This window comes from Kitasatospora sp. NPDC038210 (genome assembly GCF_055600605.1).
The window spans coordinates 75,440-91,840 of the sequence record NZ_JBVJYK010000022.1 but is presented as its reverse complement, the minus strand read 5'-3'; the positions used below and the strand labels follow the sequence as shown (position 1 = coordinate 91,840).

General features: G+C 73.5%; 13 protein-coding genes. 6 read left to right on the top strand and 7 right to left on the bottom strand.

Translation table 11 applies throughout. The features are described from left to right. Positions 1-237: 237 nt before the first annotated feature. Entirely contained in the window at positions 238-1,002 is a 765-nt protein-coding gene (locus ACZ7KX_RS33095) for a sporulation protein (RefSeq protein WP_470329687.1), read from the bottom strand. Positions 1,003-1,212: 210 nt separating this feature from the next. On the opposite strand from ACZ7KX_RS33095, the gene ACZ7KX_RS33090 reads away from it, so the two are divergent. The 3 genes from ACZ7KX_RS33090 (at position 1,213) to ACZ7KX_RS33080 (ending at position 4,684) form a co-directional block, all read left to right on the top strand. Next, positions 1,213-2,433 (top strand): alpha/beta hydrolase family protein, encoded by a 1,221-nt coding sequence (locus tag ACZ7KX_RS33090; RefSeq protein WP_470329686.1) that lies wholly within the window; start codon positions 1,213-1,215, stop codon positions 2,431-2,433. A gap of 156 nt (positions 2,434-2,589) precedes the next feature. Then, positions 2,590-3,195, top strand: a complete 606-nt coding sequence (locus tag ACZ7KX_RS33085) for a non-oxidative hydroxyarylic acid decarboxylases subunit B (RefSeq protein WP_470329685.1) — start codon at positions 2,590-2,592, stop codon at positions 3,193-3,195. A 13-nt stretch (positions 3,196-3,208) separates the two neighbouring features. Then, positions 3,209-4,684, top strand: coding sequence for a UbiD family decarboxylase (locus ACZ7KX_RS33080; RefSeq protein ID WP_470329684.1), 1,476 nt, complete (start codon positions 3,209-3,211; stop codon positions 4,682-4,684). A gap of 190 nt (positions 4,685-4,874) precedes the next feature. On the opposite strand, the gene ACZ7KX_RS33075 is transcribed toward ACZ7KX_RS33080, so the two are convergent. The 3 genes from ACZ7KX_RS33075 to ACZ7KX_RS33065 form a co-directional block, all read right to left on the bottom strand. After that, positions 4,875-5,261, bottom strand: a complete 387-nt coding sequence (locus ACZ7KX_RS33075; RefSeq protein WP_470329683.1) for a hypothetical protein — start codon at positions 5,259-5,261, stop codon at positions 4,875-4,877. 97 nt (positions 5,262-5,358) lie between these two features. Continuing rightward, entirely contained in the window at positions 5,359-7,518 is a 2,160-nt protein-coding gene (locus ACZ7KX_RS33070) for a bifunctional polysaccharide deacetylase/glycosyltransferase family 2 protein (RefSeq protein ID WP_470329682.1), read from the bottom strand. 92 nt (positions 7,519-7,610) lie between these two features. After that, the gene (locus ACZ7KX_RS33065) at positions 7,611-8,369 is read right to left on the bottom strand and encodes a hypothetical protein (protein ID WP_470329681.1); all 759 of its coding nucleotides are present in this window, start codon (positions 8,367-8,369) and stop codon (positions 7,611-7,613) included. Between the two features lie 308 nt (positions 8,370-8,677). On the opposite strand from ACZ7KX_RS33065, the gene ACZ7KX_RS33060 reads away from it, so the two are divergent. After that, on the top strand, positions 8,678-11,422 hold the full coding sequence (locus ACZ7KX_RS33060) for a M4 family metallopeptidase (protein ID WP_470329680.1): 2,745 nt from the start codon (positions 8,678-8,680) through the stop codon (positions 11,420-11,422). Positions 11,423-11,686: 264 nt separating this feature from the next. Continuing rightward, positions 11,687-12,388 (top strand): hypothetical protein, encoded by a 702-nt coding sequence (locus tag ACZ7KX_RS33055; protein ID WP_470329679.1) that lies wholly within the window; start codon positions 11,687-11,689, stop codon positions 12,386-12,388. 81 nt (positions 12,389-12,469) lie between these two features. Here ACZ7KX_RS33055 and ACZ7KX_RS33050 read toward each other — a convergent pair whose 3' ends face one another. Next, entirely contained in the window at positions 12,470-13,459 is a 990-nt protein-coding gene (locus ACZ7KX_RS33050; RefSeq protein WP_470329678.1) for an alpha/beta fold hydrolase, read from the bottom strand. A 143-nt stretch (positions 13,460-13,602) separates the two neighbouring features. On the opposite strand from ACZ7KX_RS33050, the gene ACZ7KX_RS33045 reads away from it, so the two are divergent. Then, the gene (locus ACZ7KX_RS33045; protein ID WP_470329677.1) at positions 13,603-14,238 is read left to right on the top strand and encodes a helix-turn-helix domain-containing protein; all 636 of its coding nucleotides are present in this window, start codon (positions 13,603-13,605) and stop codon (positions 14,236-14,238) included. Positions 14,239-14,336: 98 nt separating this feature from the next. Here the strand turns inward: ACZ7KX_RS33045 and ACZ7KX_RS33040 are convergent, their stop codons facing one another. Together ACZ7KX_RS33040 and ACZ7KX_RS33035 are read right to left on the bottom strand one after the other, a co-directional pair. Beyond that, a complete protein-coding gene (locus tag ACZ7KX_RS33040; RefSeq protein ID WP_470329676.1) occupies positions 14,337-15,332 on the bottom strand; it encodes a WD40 repeat domain-containing protein in 996 nt (331 codons plus the stop codon). A gap of 383 nt (positions 15,333-15,715) precedes the next feature. Further along, positions 15,716-16,285, bottom strand: coding sequence for an ArsR/SmtB family transcription factor (locus ACZ7KX_RS33035; RefSeq protein ID WP_470329675.1), 570 nt, complete (start codon positions 16,283-16,285; stop codon positions 15,716-15,718). Positions 16,286-16,401 lie beyond the last annotated feature (116 nt).

Genomic DNA, 16,401 nt, shown 5'->3' with positions numbered 1-16,401 from the left:
CTCGGCCCGGTCGCTTCCGACCGGCCCGAGGGCCGGCGGGCGGCCGCGACGGGGGTGCGGCCGCCCGCCGCGGACACCGCCGTGCCCGTGCACCCGGTGGTGGACGGGCAGAACCAAGGGAACCGTTGAAGGCTCCTCCGGTCGTACCGGGGGAGCCTTCACCGTTCACCCCGTCACGGCGGCGCGGGCGCCGGCGCCGGAGCGCCGAAGCTGCCGGGTGGACGGTCCGGTGTGCGGTCAGTGGCCCAGCACGCCGCGGATCCAGCCGTCCACCGTGCCGGTCAGGTCATGTTGGCCGGCTGCGTGGTCCAACAGGAACGTGCGCACCGAGTCGCCGTTGTGGAACATGCCGCGCTTGTCGAACTCCAACACCACCTCGACCCGGTGCGGGTCGGTGACGAAGGACAGCTCGATCTCGTTGCAGCGCCGGGCGAACTGCGGCGCCGCCTTGTACTCGATCTCCTGGTAGAACGGCAGCGTCTGGCCCGTGCCGTGGATCCGCCCGGCCTCCAGGTCGGCCCGGTGGAAGTGGAAGCCGAGCGCCGCCAGCGCCTCAAGTACCCGTTGCTGCACCGGGAGTGGCTCCACGGCGAGCGGGTCGGTGTCCCCCCGGTCCAGCTGGCCCGCGATGTCCACGTCGGTGCGGACCCCGAGCACCATGCCCGCCAGGTGGTGGCCCCCGATCGCCGTCAGCGGCGTCTCCCACGGCACGGGGAAGGCGAACGGGACGGCGCGCCGCTCCCCGGCGGCCAGCCGCATCGGGCCGCAGACGTGCACCCGGGCGAACTCCTTGACGGTGTGGCTCTCGCCGTCCTCGTGCTCGACCTCGACCCGGGCGGCCAGGGACAGCGTGATGCCGTTGATCTCGGCGTCGCGGTCGCCGCCGACCAGGTCGACCTGGCCGTGCACGCTGCCGCCGGGCCGGACGGTCGGCGTGGACAGCACTGTGTCGACGGTGGGTCCACCGACGCCGAGGGCGCCGAGAAGCCGCTTGAACACCATCCGGGGTACTCCTGACAGGGTCGGGGACGCGAGCGCACCGATCGTACTTTGCCTGCGCTTTGCCTCCGGCGGGCGGCCCCGCCCCGGCGTCTCTCGCCGGTCCACCCTCCCGAACCCGCCTAAGCACAGATATTTGCTTCCAGGGGTGCAGGGGTCTACAGTCCTCTTCGCAAGCACAAATCTGTGCTTGCGAGTGAAGGGGAGTGTGTGATGAAGCAGCTGCTGTTCCCGAACAACATCCAGTTCTGGTACGAGACCCTGCGCTCGATGAGCCACATCGCCTACGGCGGCGCGGACTTCGGCGAGGTCGTCTCCACCGCCGAGCGGATCACCGAGGGCGACTACGGAAGCTGGTACACCGAGTGGCTGGCCACCGCCGACCGGGTCTCCCGCGACGCCGGCAAGGCACTGGCGGCCGGCCACACGGTCAGCGCCCGGGACGCCTTCCTGCGGGCCTCGAACTACTACCGCTCCGCCGAGTTCTTCCTGCACGGCCACCCCTGCGACCCCCGCCACGACCACGCCTACGAGCGCAGCGTGGCCTGCTTCCGGTCGGCGGCCGCACTGTTCACCCCGGTCATCGAGCCGGTCGAGATCCCGTACGAGGACACCACCCTGCCCGGCTACCTCTACCGCGCCGACGACTCCGGCACACCGCGCCCCACGCTCATCATGCACAACGGCTTCGACGGCACCGCCGAGGAACTCCACTTCTTCGGCGCGCTGGCCGGCGTCGAGCGCGGCTACACCGTGCTGGTCTTCGACGGCCCCGGCATGCCCGGGCCGCGCCACCGCGAGGGCCTGGTCTTCCGCCCCGACTGGGAGAACGTCATCACTCCCGTCGTGGACTTCGCCCAGACCCTCCCCGAGGTCGACGACAGCCGCATCGCGCTCCTGGGGATCAGCATGGGCGGCGTCCTCGCCCCCAGGGCCGCGGCGTTCGAGCACCGCCTGGCCGCGCTGGTCGCCGTCGACGGCCTCTACGACCTCGGCCAGACCTCCGTGCGCAACATCCCCGGCACCCGCGAGGACGCCGAGCAGCTCCTGCGCGCCCCGTCCGCCCCCGAACTCGACGCCGCCCTCGACCGGATCATGACCACGGACCCGATCGCCCGCTGGGCGATCAACCACGGCATGTACGTGATGGGCGTCGACACCCCGCGGGCCTTCAACGCCTCCTACCTCGACTACAGCCTCGCCGGCGGCATCGCCGAACAGATCCGCTGCCCCACCCTGGTCTGCGACGCCGAGGACGACATGTTCTTCAAGGGCCAGCCCGAGCAGCTCTACGACCACCTCACCTGCCCCAAGGAACTGATGGTGTTCACCGCCGAGGAAGGCGCCGGCGCCCACTGCCACCCCGGCGCCATGCGTCTGACCCAGGCCCGCATCTACGACTGGCTCGACGACACCCTCAAGACCAACGCCTGACGACCCGACGCCCGGAAGCTCCGAGGGGCCGACGCCCCGAAGAGCCGACGGCCGGACGGCCCGATGACCGGACGGCCCCACAGGGCGACGGGGCCCTGCCCGCGGGCCGTCCGTCGACCGTGAGAGCACAGCGACCGTGAAGCACAGGGAGACACAGTGCGCCTGATCGTCGGAATGACAGGAGCGACCGGAGCCGTCCTGGGGGTCCGGCTCCTCCGGGAACTGCGCCGGCATCCCGATGTGGAGACCCACCTGGTGCTGACGCGCTGGGCGCGGGCCACCGTCGAGCTGGAGACCGGGCTGAGCACCCGCGACGTCTCGGCTCTGGCCGACACCGTCCATTCTCCCGACGACCAGGGGGCGTCCATCGCCTCCGGCTCGTTCCCCGCCGACGGGATGGTGATCGTCCCGTGCAGCATGAAGACGCTCGCCGGGATACGCACCGGTTACGCCGACGGTCTGGTGGCCCGTGCCGCGGACGTCACGCTCAAGGAGCGCCGGAAGCTGGTGCTCGTCCCCCGCGAGACCCCGCTGAGCGAGATCCACCTGGACAACATGCTCGCCCTCGCCCGCATGGGCGCCGCCATCGTGCCGCCCATGCCCGCGTTCTACAACCATCCGGCCACCGTGGACGACGTCGTCGACCACATCGTGGCGAGGATCTGTGACCAGTTCGGCATCGACTCCACACGGGCCCGGCGCTGGGAAGGCATGCGTGCCGCTGCCACCACGCGCCCGACGGCCCTCCGGATCAACCAGTGAAGGAACCGAACCCGTGAACCACCGCAAGGACCTCCGTGAGCACATCGCCGCACTCGAAGCCCTCGGCGACCTCAAACGCGTGAAGCGCGAGGTGAGTTGGGACCTGGAAGCCGCGGCGATCACCCGCCTCTCCTACGAGCGCACCGCTCCCGCGCCGTTCTTCGAGAACGTCGGCGGGGCGGAGCCCGGCTTCCGCCTGATGGGCGCGCCCGCCTCGCTGAGCTCCGTCCCCGGCAAACCGCTCGCCCGTGTCGCGCTCTCCCTGGGGCTCCCCACGGACCTGACCGCCGCGCAGCTCGTGGACACGCTGGCGGCGACCCGCGACATGCCCCCGGTGCCGACCCGGCGCGTGCCCCGCGCCGAGGCCCCCTGCAAGCAGAACGTCCTCCTCGGCGAGGACGCGACGCTGGACCGCTTCCCGGTGCCCCGCGTCCACGAGCAGGACGGAGGCCGGTACCTCAACACCTGGGGCATCATCGTCGCGCGCACCCCGGACGGCTCGTGGACCAACTGGTCGATCGCCCGCATCATGATGATCGACGGCACCCACATGACCGGCCTGGTCATACCGCCCCAGCACATCGGTCTCATCTGGCAGGAATGGGTGAAGATCGGCAAGCCCATGCCCTACGCACTCGTCCAGGGCGGCGATCCGGCGATCCCCTTCGTCGGCGGCATCCCGCTCCCCGACGGTGTCGACGAAGCCGGCTTCATCGGCGCGCTGCGCGGCGAGCCCGTCGACGTGGTGACGTGCGAGCTGTCGGACCTCGAAGTACCGGCCGGTGCGGAGATCGTCATCGAGGGCCACCTGTCCGTGGAACGCTCCGCCGTCGAGGGGCCCTTCGGGGAGTTCGCCGGATACGTCCCCGACGAGGTCTCCCACCAGCCCGTATACACCGTCGAGTGCATCACCCACCGCGATGACCCGATCTGGCCGATCGTCGCCGAAGGGCGCCCGGTGGACGAGTTCCACACCGTCACCGGAGTCGGCATCGCCGCTGACGTCCTGCACGACCTGCGCGCCGCCGGCCTGCCGATCACCACGGCCTGGTCACCCCTGCACGCGGCCTCCCACTGGCTGGTGCTCACCGTCCCTGCGAACTGGCGCGAACTGCTGCCGGACACCGACTCCCGGGAGTTCGTCCACCGCATCGGCGAAGTCATGGACGGGATGACCCGGACCGGGAGACTGCACGCCCGGGTCTTCGTCCTCGACGACGACATCGACCCCGCCGACGACACCGACCTGCTGTGGGCCCTGGCCACCCGCATCCACCCCACCGACCGTGCGGAGGCGTGGAACGGCCTGATCCACCCCCTGATGAACTGCTATCACCACAGCGAGCGGGCCGCCATGACCGGCCCGGTCGTCCTCCACGACGGACTCCAGCCCGCCCCCGGCCAAGGACGCATGCCGCACAGCTCGTTCGCCGGGGCCTACCCGGCCCGGATCCGTCGACTCGTCCTCGACCACTGGGACGAGGACTGAGGGCTCAGGGCTGAGGAAGGGGACCGAGGTCCGCCGGCGCCGACCCGGCGGACCGTCGCGGCCGGGCGGACCGTCGCGGCCGGGAGCCGGGGCCCGCCCGCGTCGCCGTCAGCCCCCGGTCCGTCCGCGATGCACCGGAGCGAGCACATGCCCGGCCGTGCCCGGTCGCTTCCGAGTCGGTCTGCAGCGCTCACCCGGCCCCGGTGAGCAGGGTGAGGACGGCGTCCAGCGGTGACCGGCCCACGGTCGGCACGAGCGCCCCCAACAGGGTCCCTGCCAGTGCGCCGCAGCCGGTCGAGGCCCATCGGGATCTCGGGTCCGACCCGGGTCGCGTCAGCCCGTGGCCGAACCACGTGAGCGCCGCCACGCCGGCGGTCCAGACCAGCGGCAGGAGCACGAAGGCCGCGGCCCAGTCGATCGAGTGGTCCGGGTGACGGCCGATGGTCGCCAGAGCGATCAGTGTGCCCAGCAGCAGCCAGACGAAGGTGGCGCTGGCCGTCAGGATCCAGCTGACCAGGCAGAGGGCAGTCCGGTCGGCCCTCGCCGCGCCCGGTGACGGCAGGTGGTGCGTGTTCACGTTTCCCCCGAAGTTGATCATCTGCTGTTCCGGACGTCCGCTCCCGGGAGCACGGTTCCCCGCTGCCCGTCGCCGCTTCAGGCCGCTCGTGCCCGGTTCAGCCGCCCGTCGGGACCCGGAGGGTGCCGTAGCGCTGCATCCGCTGCCAGCGCAGACGGGATCCCGCGAGCGCGGTGAAGACCGACTGGATCACCACCAGGTACATCAGCTGGCGGTAGACGAACTGCTGCAACGGCAGGCTCCACAGCGGCCCGAGCCGCTCCTTGTCCAGGCGGAACGCGTAGGCGCCCATCAGCATCTGGACCAGGAGGAACGCCGCCCACAGGCCGATGATCCGCACCGGGTCCAGGAAGACCAGCCCGTACAGCGCGAACACGTCGACCACCGGCGCGAGCAGGGGCAGGAGGACCTGGAACATCAACAGGTAGAGCAGCCCTCGCCGGCCGAGCTTTCCCGCCTGGCCGCCCTGGACGAGGGCGCCGCGGTGCTTCCACATCGCCTGCAGGGTGCCGTAGCACCAGCGGTAGCGCTGGCGCCACAGGGCGTCCAGTGAGGCGGGGGCCTCGGTCCAGGCCTTGGCCCGCTCCTCGTAGACCACTCGCCAGCCGGCCCGGCACAGCGCCATGGTGAGGTCGGTGTCCTCGGCGAGCGTCTCCTCACCCACGCCGCCGACCGCCAGCAGCGCGGAGCGGCGGAAGGCGCCGACCGCTCCCGGCACGGTGGGCATGCACTCGGCGAGGTCGAAGAGCCGGCGGTCCAGGTTGAAGCCGACCACGTACTCGATGTGCTGCCAACGGCCGAGCAGGCCACCGCGGTTGATCACCTTTGCGTTGCCGGAGACCGCTCCGACCGAGGGGTCGGCGAAGGGCTGGACGAGGTGGCGGACGGCGTCCGGCTCGAACACGGTGTCACCGTCGACCATCACCAGCAGCTCCGCGCGGGCGGCTGCGATGCCGGTGTTGAGGGCGGCCGGTTTGCCCGCGTTCTCCTGCCGGATGACCCGGGTGTACGGCAGGTCCAGCGACTCGACGAGGTCGGCGGTGCCGTCGGTGGATCCGTCGTCGACCACGATCACCTCCAGCGGGTGGTCGGAGGCGAGCAGCGAGCGCAGCGCGGCCTCGATCCCGGCGGACTCGTTGTACGCGGGCACGATCACGCTGACGGGCTCGGTGACCGGCGGGCCCCAGGGCCGACGCCGAAGGCGCTCGTGCCGGCGGGCGGCCGCCAGGACGGCGACGGCCCGCAGCACGCTGATCGCGCCGGCCGCCCACAGCAGCCAGCCCAGGGCGGTGAGCGTCCAGTCGCCGCCCCGGAGGAGCCAGATGAACGCGGTCCCCTGGAGCCGGTCGGCGGTCCCGGCCGCGCGCACGGGGTCGGCGAGGCCGACCGCCTCGCTGACGGTGGCGAGGTGCAGGCCGCGGGCCTTCAACCGGGGCAGCAGGTCGGCGAGCGCGGCCACGGTCTGCGAGCGGTCGCCGCCGGCGTCGTGCATGAGCACGATCCGGCCCGGACCGCCCGGGGCGTCGTCGAGGGTCTGCACGATCTGCGCGGTTCCGGGCCGGCGCCAGTCCTCGCTGTCCTGAGTCGTGAGCACGGTCAGGTATCCCGCTCGCCCGGCCTGCCGTACGGCGTCCCACCCGCGGTCGTCCAGGGCGTCCGGCTGGGAGGAGTACGGCGGCCGCAGCAGGGAGCTGGTCACCCCGGCCGAACCTGCCAGGGTGAGCTGGGTCTCGCGCAGCTCCAGCGAGCGGCGCCAGTCGGGCGCGGCGCCGAGGTCGGTGTGGGTGAAGGTGTGCACGCCGATCTGGTGGCCCTCGGCCACGATCCGGCGGATCAGGTCCGGATGGGCGGCGGCCTGGGTGCCGACGACGAAGAACGTGGCGTGCACCCCCTCCCGGCGTAGGACGTCGAGGATCTGCGGCGTCCAGGTCGGGTCGGGGCCGTCGTCGAAGGTGAGGGCGACGGTTCCCGGCTTCGGGGTGGCACTGCGCGGCTCGGGTCCTGCGGCGTCGATCACCGGACCGCCGTCGCGGATCGCCTCCGGCACGGTGGTCGCGCTCGTGTGTGCGGCCGACTGGTCGGGGCGGTCGTCGAAGCCGTGCTGGGTGTACCCCTGGAGCAGCAGGGCGCCGGAGAGGGTGAGCAGCAGGGCGGTGAGCAGCAGCCAGTGGGTGCGCAGCGGGCCCTGCCGCACGACTCCTCGTCGGCCCCCGCGGGTGCGTGCGGGGGCTCGTCGTCGTCGGTGTGTTGTGCTCATGGTGCTGCTTTCGGGTCCGGGGCGAGGGAGTGTCGTCGCGGGGGCGCGGGGGCGCGGGGGCGCGGGGGTGCGGGTGCGGGGGCGCGGGGGCGTCAGGGCTTGACGGGCTTGTTGCCCGAGTTGCCCGGCGGGGTGGTCGGGCGGCCGTGCCCGGAGGGGGCGGCGGGTGTCGGTTTGGGCGGCGACGTGGGGACGGTGACGGGATCGGGGGAGCCGGTGCCGACGGCGCCGGGTGCGCCCGTGCCGGACCCGGCGGGCGAAGGCGCGCCGCTCGCCTGGGGGCGGTGGTCTCCGGTAGGCCCGGTGTCGGCCTGGCGGGCGGCGGGCGCCACCGCGGGGGGTGCGCTGGGCCGGTCCGCTGCCTCCGGCGGGTCGGACGGCGCCTCGGACGGAGTGGCCGCCGACGCGGGAGCAGTCGGTGCCGGCGGCTGGGGGAGCGGGAGGAACGGCGCGTTCACGGTGGGGCCGCCGAGCAGCGTGCTGCCCAGCAGCACGAGGTACCCGCCCGCCGGTACGGCCAGCGCCGCCCCGAGCCGGCGGATCCGGCGCTGACGTCGGCCGGAGGCGTCGACGAACACGGGCGGGGGCGCGGGCGGGGCCTGGCGGTCCGCGACAGCGGTGGCGGTCTGCTGGTCCACGGCGCCGGTGACGGCGGGCAGCTCGACGGTGGACGGGCCGTGCGCGTCGTCGGACCACGAGGGGTCGTCGGCCGGATCGTCCACGGGGGCGAAGCGCTCGGTCGGGACCCCGTCGGATCCGACGGGGGGAATGCCGGCGAAGTACCTCGGGACCAGCGGAGGGTGCGACTGCTCCTCGGCGGTCGGCCACGGGCCGTACGACGTGACGGGCACGGTATCGAGTCCAAGCGTTGTCGGTGCAGGAACGACCACGGAGGCCCCCACCGATCGTTGGTGGGCGGCCGGCGGGGTGGCCGTACCTGTACAGCGCCGCCGACCGGCGTGCTGTCACACCCCCCGGCGGGACCTCGACGAGCCCAGCATCATAAGCAGTTGATCGACATATGAAGGATAATGACCTATGTTCGTCCCATGGCGGGCGGCCGACTCCGGAGAACGGACGAGTCGTGGGGTGGGCGCCCGCTGCGCACGCGTGGTCCGGCATGCGACCGGACCCCCGCTTTCCCGAGGGAGGACCCGCAGTGCACCACCGTTCCCGTACGCCCAGGCTGCTCGGTGCCGCAGTGGCCGTCGTTCTGGGCCTCGGCGTCGGCGTGCCGCCGGCGCTCGCCGGACCGGCCGGGGATCCGGCCGCCGACACCGACCCCGTGCCCGGCCTGGTCGCCGGCACGGACACCACCGCCCCGCAGCTGGTCACCGGCGTGGACGAGCCGGCCCCGGGGGACGCCGCGGAGGCGGCCCGTGCCCACCTCGCCGCCCACCGCGAGCGCTACCGGGTCGACCCGGCGCAGCTCGTCGTGAGCGGCGTGGAGCGCTCGGCGGACGGCCGTCGCACCGTCCGGTTCGAACAGCAGTACGGCGGCCTGCCGGTCTTCGGCGCCGCCTACCTGGTCCACCTGGCCGGGGAGGGCAAGGCGCAGCACGTCGAGTCGGTCGGCGGCAAGTACTTCACCGGCCTGACCGCCCCGACCGTCCAGGCCCTGCCGGACGAGGTGCTGCGCGGCCTCGCGCTCGCCTCCGTCGAGGACGGTCCGGCCCGCACCGGCGTCACCGCCGAGGACGGCGGTCCGGTGGTGCTGCCCGGTGGCACCGGACGACTGGCCCGGCACTACACCGTGCGGGGCACCGACCGGACGGTCTGGGAGGGCAGGGCCCGCGAGGTCTACGTGGACGCCACCACCGGCGCGGTCGCCCTCGCCCACACCGTCCGGGCCCGCGCCGCCGGGGCGCCCGCCGTCGCGGCCGCGGGTACGCCCACGGCCGGCCTCGAACCCGCCGTCGGAACCGCGCCGGACGTCCAAGGCCGTCCCACCCGCGTCAACATCGCCCGCCTGCCGGACGGCACCTACCAGCTGATCGACCTCACCCGGCCCACCGCCCTGACCGTCTACGACGCGGGCGGCCGGGACGAGTACGAGGTGGGCGGCCCGTTGCCCGACGGGGTCCGTCCGGTGAGCTCGCCGACCCCGGACTTCCCGGCCTCGCTCGCCGCCACCGGCGCCGCCGAGGCGCAGCGCAACGCCGGCGCCGTCTACGACTTCTTCCGCGACCGGCTCGGCCGGGACGGGATCGACGGCGTCGGCGGCCCGGTCAACGCCGTCGTGAACGTGACCAGTGGGGGCAAGAGTCTGGCGAACGCCTACTGGGGCAGCGGGCGGATGACCTACGGGAGCGGCAACGCCAAGTACTACCCGTTCGCCGCCGCGCTCGACGTCTCCGGCCACGAGATGACGCACGGCGTCGTCGAGAACACCGCCAAGCTCGTCATGCGGGACCAGTCCGGCGCCCTCGACGAGGCCCTCGCCGACTACTTCGGCAACGCGGTCGAGGCCACCACCCTCGGCATCCCGATGACCGACCCGCGGGCCGCCCTGCTCGGCGAGAGCCTCTGCCGCACCGGCACCCCGCAGGACTGCGCGGAGCGTCGCCTCGACACCGGCCGCAGCACCGTGAACGACTACATCGGGTTCCCGGTCCACTTCACCGAGGACGCCTCGCACGACAACTCGGCGATCATGAGCGGCGCGCTGTGGGACATCCGGCGCACCCTGGACCCGCTGCTCGCCGACCGGCTGGTCTACCGGGCGCTCACCGAGTACCTCACCCCGCTGGACACCTTCGTCGACGCCCGCAACGCGGTGCTCGCCGCCGGTCGCTCGCTCGGCCTCACCCGTGCCCAACTCCGCACGGTGACGGCCGCGTTCGACGCGCACGGGATCAAGGAGGGCTGGGAGCGGCGGATCGGCATGGACAGCCGCACCCTGGTGCGCTCGCTCACCGTGGGCACCCAGAACCGGCCCGACGTCGTCAACGGCCGCTGGGTGATGGCCAATGGCGAGGCGGGCTTCCTCGGCATCCTCACCGGGACCGTCGGCAGCTCCGCCGAGCCGGTCCGGCTCAGCCCGGTCGGGGACAAGCGCTCGCACAGCGCGCCCGCCACCGACGGAACCGTCGCGGCCTGGGTCTCCCAGGGCGAGACCACCCCGGGCCGGCCGGACTGGGCCGTGCTGGTCCGCCCGCTCGACGGCGGTGCCACGCGCACCGTCCACAGCACCACCGGCCAGATGCTCTCGGGCGTCCGGGTCGCCGGCGGGACCGTCGCCTTCGAGGCGATGGACTTCAGCACCGGCCGCACCCTGCCGTGGCTCTCCGTGAACGGCGCGCAGGCCGCACCGATCGCGCTGCCCGAGGGCCACCACGGGCAGGGCCTCTCGCTGCGCGGCGACCTGCTCGCCTGGACCGAGCGCTGGCAGGAGGGCGAACGCACCGTCTACGCGCCGACCGTCTACTCGATCTCCGCGGGCCGGGTCGTCGCCCAGTACGTCGCGGGCGGTGCGGGCGACACCCGGGAGACGGTGGCGGTCCGCGCGCTGCTGACCGGGAAGCGGCTGCTCTGGCTGGAGACGCCGGCCGACGGGAGCCGCGGCACCTCGATCCGCTCCGGAGCCCTCGACGGCTCCGGCGTGAGCGACCTGCTGACCGGCAGCACCACGCAGCCGCGCCGGATCGACGAACTGACCGCCTCCGAGAAGGCCGTCACCTTCGCCTACGCCTTCACCTGGCCGAAGGGCCGGCGCGTCACCAACGCCGACCTGCCGAAGCTGTGGCAGCTCCCGATCGAGGGCGGTACCCCGCAGCGGTTCTCCTGCAACCGGGGCGGCCAGTACATGCCGGTGGCCGACCGCGGCACCCGGGTGCTCTGGGCGGACGCCACGCCCGGCCGCACCGACCTGGTCATGCGCGAGGGCGCGGCCGTGACCTGCTGACCGAGGAACGCTGCCCCCGGGGTCCCACCCCCCAGCGTCCCGACCCCGAGCGTCCCGGCCCCGGACGCCAGGACCCCGTTGCTCCAAGGTCTCCCGCCCGGCCGCTTCCCCTTCGCGGCCGGGCGGGCCTCTTCACGGCGGGCCCGGAGCCGGTCGGGACACCGGGTCACCGGGTCGGCCCCGGGCCGGCCCCCGGGCCGGTCGTGTCGGCGTCGGACCGTATCGTTTGCGGCGATCACCATCGGAACGCACACGGGGGCACACATGACCGTTCATCGGCCGGGACTGCCGCAGGACCTTCCGCCGGCCGAGGAGCTGTGGGCGCGCTGGGCACTGCTCGCAGCCCTCGGGGCGACCACCGAGGCCGAGGAGCGCCCAGCCCGTCACCGCAGCGGCCGGTGGATCGACGACGAGGGCCTGCACTGGGACGACTGCGGCTGCACCTGGTGGGTCATGTCCAAGGGCGGCGACGGCCGGTTCGTGCTCTACGGCGAGGACGAGTCGAGCGGCGTCAAGTGGCACGAGCCGGCGATCGACGTGCTCGCGGGCGGCCCGGACTGGCTGCCGTACGAGGAGCTGCGGGACCGGATCGGAGCCTACGAGATCGGGTGCGTCTACTGGTACGAGAACGGCGCCTGGGCCCGGGCGCCGTACCCGGACGACCTCGACGACGACGGCCTGGACTGCGGCATGAGCTCGTTCATCGACCGCGACGAGGTGCTGGCCGAACTGACGGTCAACCTGGACCGCACGGTCGGCGGGGCGAGCGCCGACAGCCTCCTGGCCGACGCGGAGGCCTACCGGCTGGAACCGCAGAAGCTGCTTGACCGGTTGGTCCCGACCGACCGCCACGATGACTCGTCGGACCGGTCGTCGGACCGGGATTCGTCGGACGGGCCGGCCATCGTCCGGGCGTTGGCCCGCGCAGGCCTGACGGGGGAGTTCGCGGCGACTGACACTCTTTGACGGGTAGGGCGGGACAGGCTCGCCCTGCCTCCCCGCGGCCGGGTTCTCCTGCGGCGGAGCCCGGCCGGAACGTCCGACGGTTCAGTCCCGGAGGGAGGCGAGCCAGGAGGTCAGCAGGCGGTTCACCTCCTCGGGGCGCTCCTGCTGGACCCAGTGCCCGCAGCCGTCCAGGATGTGGGCGGAGGCCAGGCCGGGGAGGGTGGCCGGGTAGGCGTCGATCGCGTCGGCCATCCAGGTCGTGGAGGCGTCGAGCGCGCCGCCGATGAACAGGGACGGCTGCTTGATCGGGGCGCCGGCGTACGGGGCGAGGTCCTCCCAGTCGCGGTCCATGGCGCGGTAGCGGTTGAGGGCCCCGGTCATGCCGGTGCGCTCGAACTCCCCGGCGTACACGTCGAGGTCGGCCTCGGTCAGCCAGGCGGGCAGCTTGCCGGCGGGGAAGCGGTCGCGCAGCCGGCCGCCGGTGCGGGCCACGAAGTGGGGGTCGGGCTCGCCCTCGGTGGGCATGGTGTCGGCGGACAGGGCCGCGTAGAAGCCCGCGAGCCAGCCCCGGAGGTCGGGCTCCATCTCCGCTTCGGCCCGGCCGGGCTCCTGGAAGTACGAGACGTAGAACTCCTGGTCGCCGCCCATCTGCGCGAAGACGTCGGTGGGGCGGGGGCCGCCGGGCGGCGCGTAGGGGACGCTCAGCAGTGCGACGGCCCGGAAGACCTCGGGGTGGAGCAGGGCGGAGGTCGCCGCGATGGTGGAGCCCCAGTCGTGTCCGACGACGACCGCCCGCTCCTCGCCCAGGGCGCGCACCAGGGCGACGTTGTCCGCCACGAGGTCGAGCATCCGGTAGGCGTCCGTCGCGGCCGGCTTCGAGGAGCGGCCGTAGCCGCGCACGTCGAGCGCCACGGCCCGGTATCCCGCTGCCGCGAGGGCCGGGAGCTGGCGGCGCCACGAGTACCAGGACTCGGGGAAGCCGTGGACGAGCAGGACCAGCGGTCCGGTGCCCTGCTCGACCAGGTGCAGGCGGCCGGCGGGCGCCTCGATGGTGCGGTGGCGCAGGTCGGTGGACGGCGCGGGCTGGTGCATGGCTTCTCCTCGGTTCACGGTCGGCCGCGGTTTCCCACCGATCTTGCGACGCGGCGGCCGCCCGACGCGAGCACCCTTGTCATTCTGGCAAACTGGCAGGACAGGGCGGTGGAGACGGCACGGCTGGAGGGAGTGGGGCGCCAGTGACGGACGACGTCGTGGCTGACGCGCTGGCGGCCATGGGCCCGCGGCTGCGGACCGCGCGCGAGCAGCGCGGCGCCACGCTCACCGGCGTCAGCCACGCGACCGGCATCTCGCTGAGCACGCTGTCGCGGATCGAGACCGGTCGGCGCAAGCCGACCCTGGAGGCGCTGCTGCGGCTCGCGAAGGCGTACGACGTCTCCCTGGACGAGCTGGCCGGCACCGCGCCCGGCACCGTACCCAGCCCTGCGCCCGGAACCGCGCCCGGATCGCGCATCCCGATGCCGCAGCGTCCCGGTGACGGCAAGGCGGTGCTGCCGTTGACCCGCTACGTCGGGGGCCTGCACGCCCACAAGCACGTGCTGCCGCCCGTCGATGCGCCGCCGCCGGCCCGGCCGCGCCAGGTCTCCCACGACGGGTACGAATGGCTCTGCGTCCTGTACGGGCGGCTGTGGCTGGCGCTCGGCGAGCAGGACCTCGTCCTGAGCGCCGGGGAGGTGGTCGAGTTCGACACCCGCACCGCCCACGGGGTCGCGAACGCCGGACCCGGCGGACCGGTCGAATACCTGGTCATGTTCGGGCCGCAGGGCGAGCGCCTACGACCGCGTACCCCGGCCCCCGGCCGCGGGGCCCGGTAGGGCGGAGCGGACCTCGGGCGTCGCCATCCGTCACCCGGGCTTCCGGGGAAGCCTCGCCGGGTACCGGACGCCGAAGCTCGGGCACCCCGGTGGTGGGTTCACGCGGTCCCGGCGGGCCACTCCTCGCCGGTGGCACCGTCGAGGCGCCGCATGTCGATCTCGTCCGCGGCGAACAGGGCGACCCGGTCGCCCACCCGGACGGTGCACACCCCCGTGCAGGCGTCGTCCTCCCACCCGTCGACCGGCTCGCCCACCGGCTGCCCGGTGAGCGCGTCGTACCGGTAGAGGCGGTCCGAGGCCACCGCCAGCACGGCCAGGCCGCCCACTTGATAGGCGCACAGGCCCAGCGTGTTCTCGGGTTGCACCATCATCCTGCCGAGCGGCGTCCTGGTCTCCGGGTCCCAGATCCGCACCGAGTGGTCCGTACCGCCGGTGGCCAGCAGGATCCGGCCGTCCGCCGGGTACGGGACGAGGCGGGAGATCGGCCCGTTGTGCGCCTTGACCGGGCCGCCGACCGGTCGGCCGGTCGCCAGGTCCCAGACCCGCAGCAGCCCGTCGGCGTCCGCGCCGGCCAGCCGGGCCGTGCCGTCCGCCGCGGTGAACGCGGCCAGCGACCACACCTCCCTGCGGCCGGTACCGCGCATCAGGGGCCCCGCGGCCTCCCCGGTCGCCGCGTCGACCGGCTCCACACGCCCGTCGCTCCACCCGAGCAGCAGGCTCCGCTGCCCGTCGGGGCCGAGATGGGGAACCACCGCCGACATCCGCGGCCACGTCCGGCCCCACGGCTTGCGCCGCTTGCCCCAGGTGTCGGGACAGACCCGCTCGCCCGTCGCCAGGTCGATCTGGAACAGCGTCCCGCGCAGTCCCCGGAACTGATCCAAGAGCACCAGCACCGGCCGTTCGCCGCCGGCGTCGACGTGCATCCGGCAGAGCGGGCCGCCGATGAAGCCCGCGCCGAGCGCGAACTCCCTTACCAGGGAAGCGTCTTCGGCGTCGTACACCGAGAAGCCCCGGCCCCGGGTCGAGCCCGGCCGGATGACCACCGACCGCCCGTCGAGCTCGGCACCGAGCAGTTGGCCCGGGCCGGTCAGCACCGGTCCGACCCGGGCCGTGAAAGGGTCGCCCTGCGCATTCCTGCCGAACCTCACTGTCCTCGAAGGGGGAGAGGGGGCGGCACCGTCCGCGCGGCGGCCCCCGAACCGCGGACGCTACCAGCCGGACCGACCGGCAACGGGCGCGCTCTCGTCAGCTCCGGCTCCGGCTCCGGCTCCGGCACCGGAGTCGGAGCTGCTGCCGGCGATCCCCTCGGCCGCCGGCGCCGCCTCGGCCACGGGCTCGGGCCCAGGCGCTACGCGGAGACGAGGGTGGCCTGTCGCAGGGTCGGCGTCGATAACGACGGCGCGGCGGTGGTCGCCAGGCGTGCGAGCCCGGTGACCACCGCGCGCGCTCCTGGACGGAGCCCCGTCAAGGCGACCGGTCACCTCCCGTCGTCCGGCCCCAACCTCGGGATGTCGGCCGGAAAGAGGCTGACCAGCAAGCCGTAGGCCTCCGCGGTCGGACTCTCGCCCGCGCCCAGTTGTGCTGCCCGCACCCCGGCCTTCTGCAGTTCGGCGGCGTGCTCGCGGACCCGGTCGGCGACCAGGGCGGCCTGCTCGGGGGTGAGCCAGAGGTGGCGGAGCTCGGTGTGCTCGGCCTGGCCGGGCGGTGCGGGGCGCATCTCGGCGAGGGCCGAGTTGTAGAGGAAGCCGGCGGCCATCGTCTCGCCCTCCTGGAAGGCGAAGCCCTTGCTGACCAGTCCGAAGTACTGCTCGGTGCCGCCGCGCACCTGGCGGCTCTCGGCGAGCTCGACCAGCCCGGCTTCCCGCAGCACTCGTACGTGGTAGCCGAGGGTCCCCTTGGCCATGCCGAGCGCCTCCGCCAACTGTCGCAGGGTGGCGGGGCGTTGACGCAGCATGTTGGCCAGGCGGTGGCGCAGCGGGTGCCCGAGGGCCTTGAACTGGGCCGGCGACTGGATGACCAGTGGCGGCGGGCGGTCGTCGTCTGCCATGTCAAAAGTGTCCATAAATCCCGACGCTTTGACAAACGTCGAGCTGGGCACGGAGAATCTGGCCCGGCGAAAGCGTCGATGATCATCGATGCTTGACTCGGCTCCACATCACACGC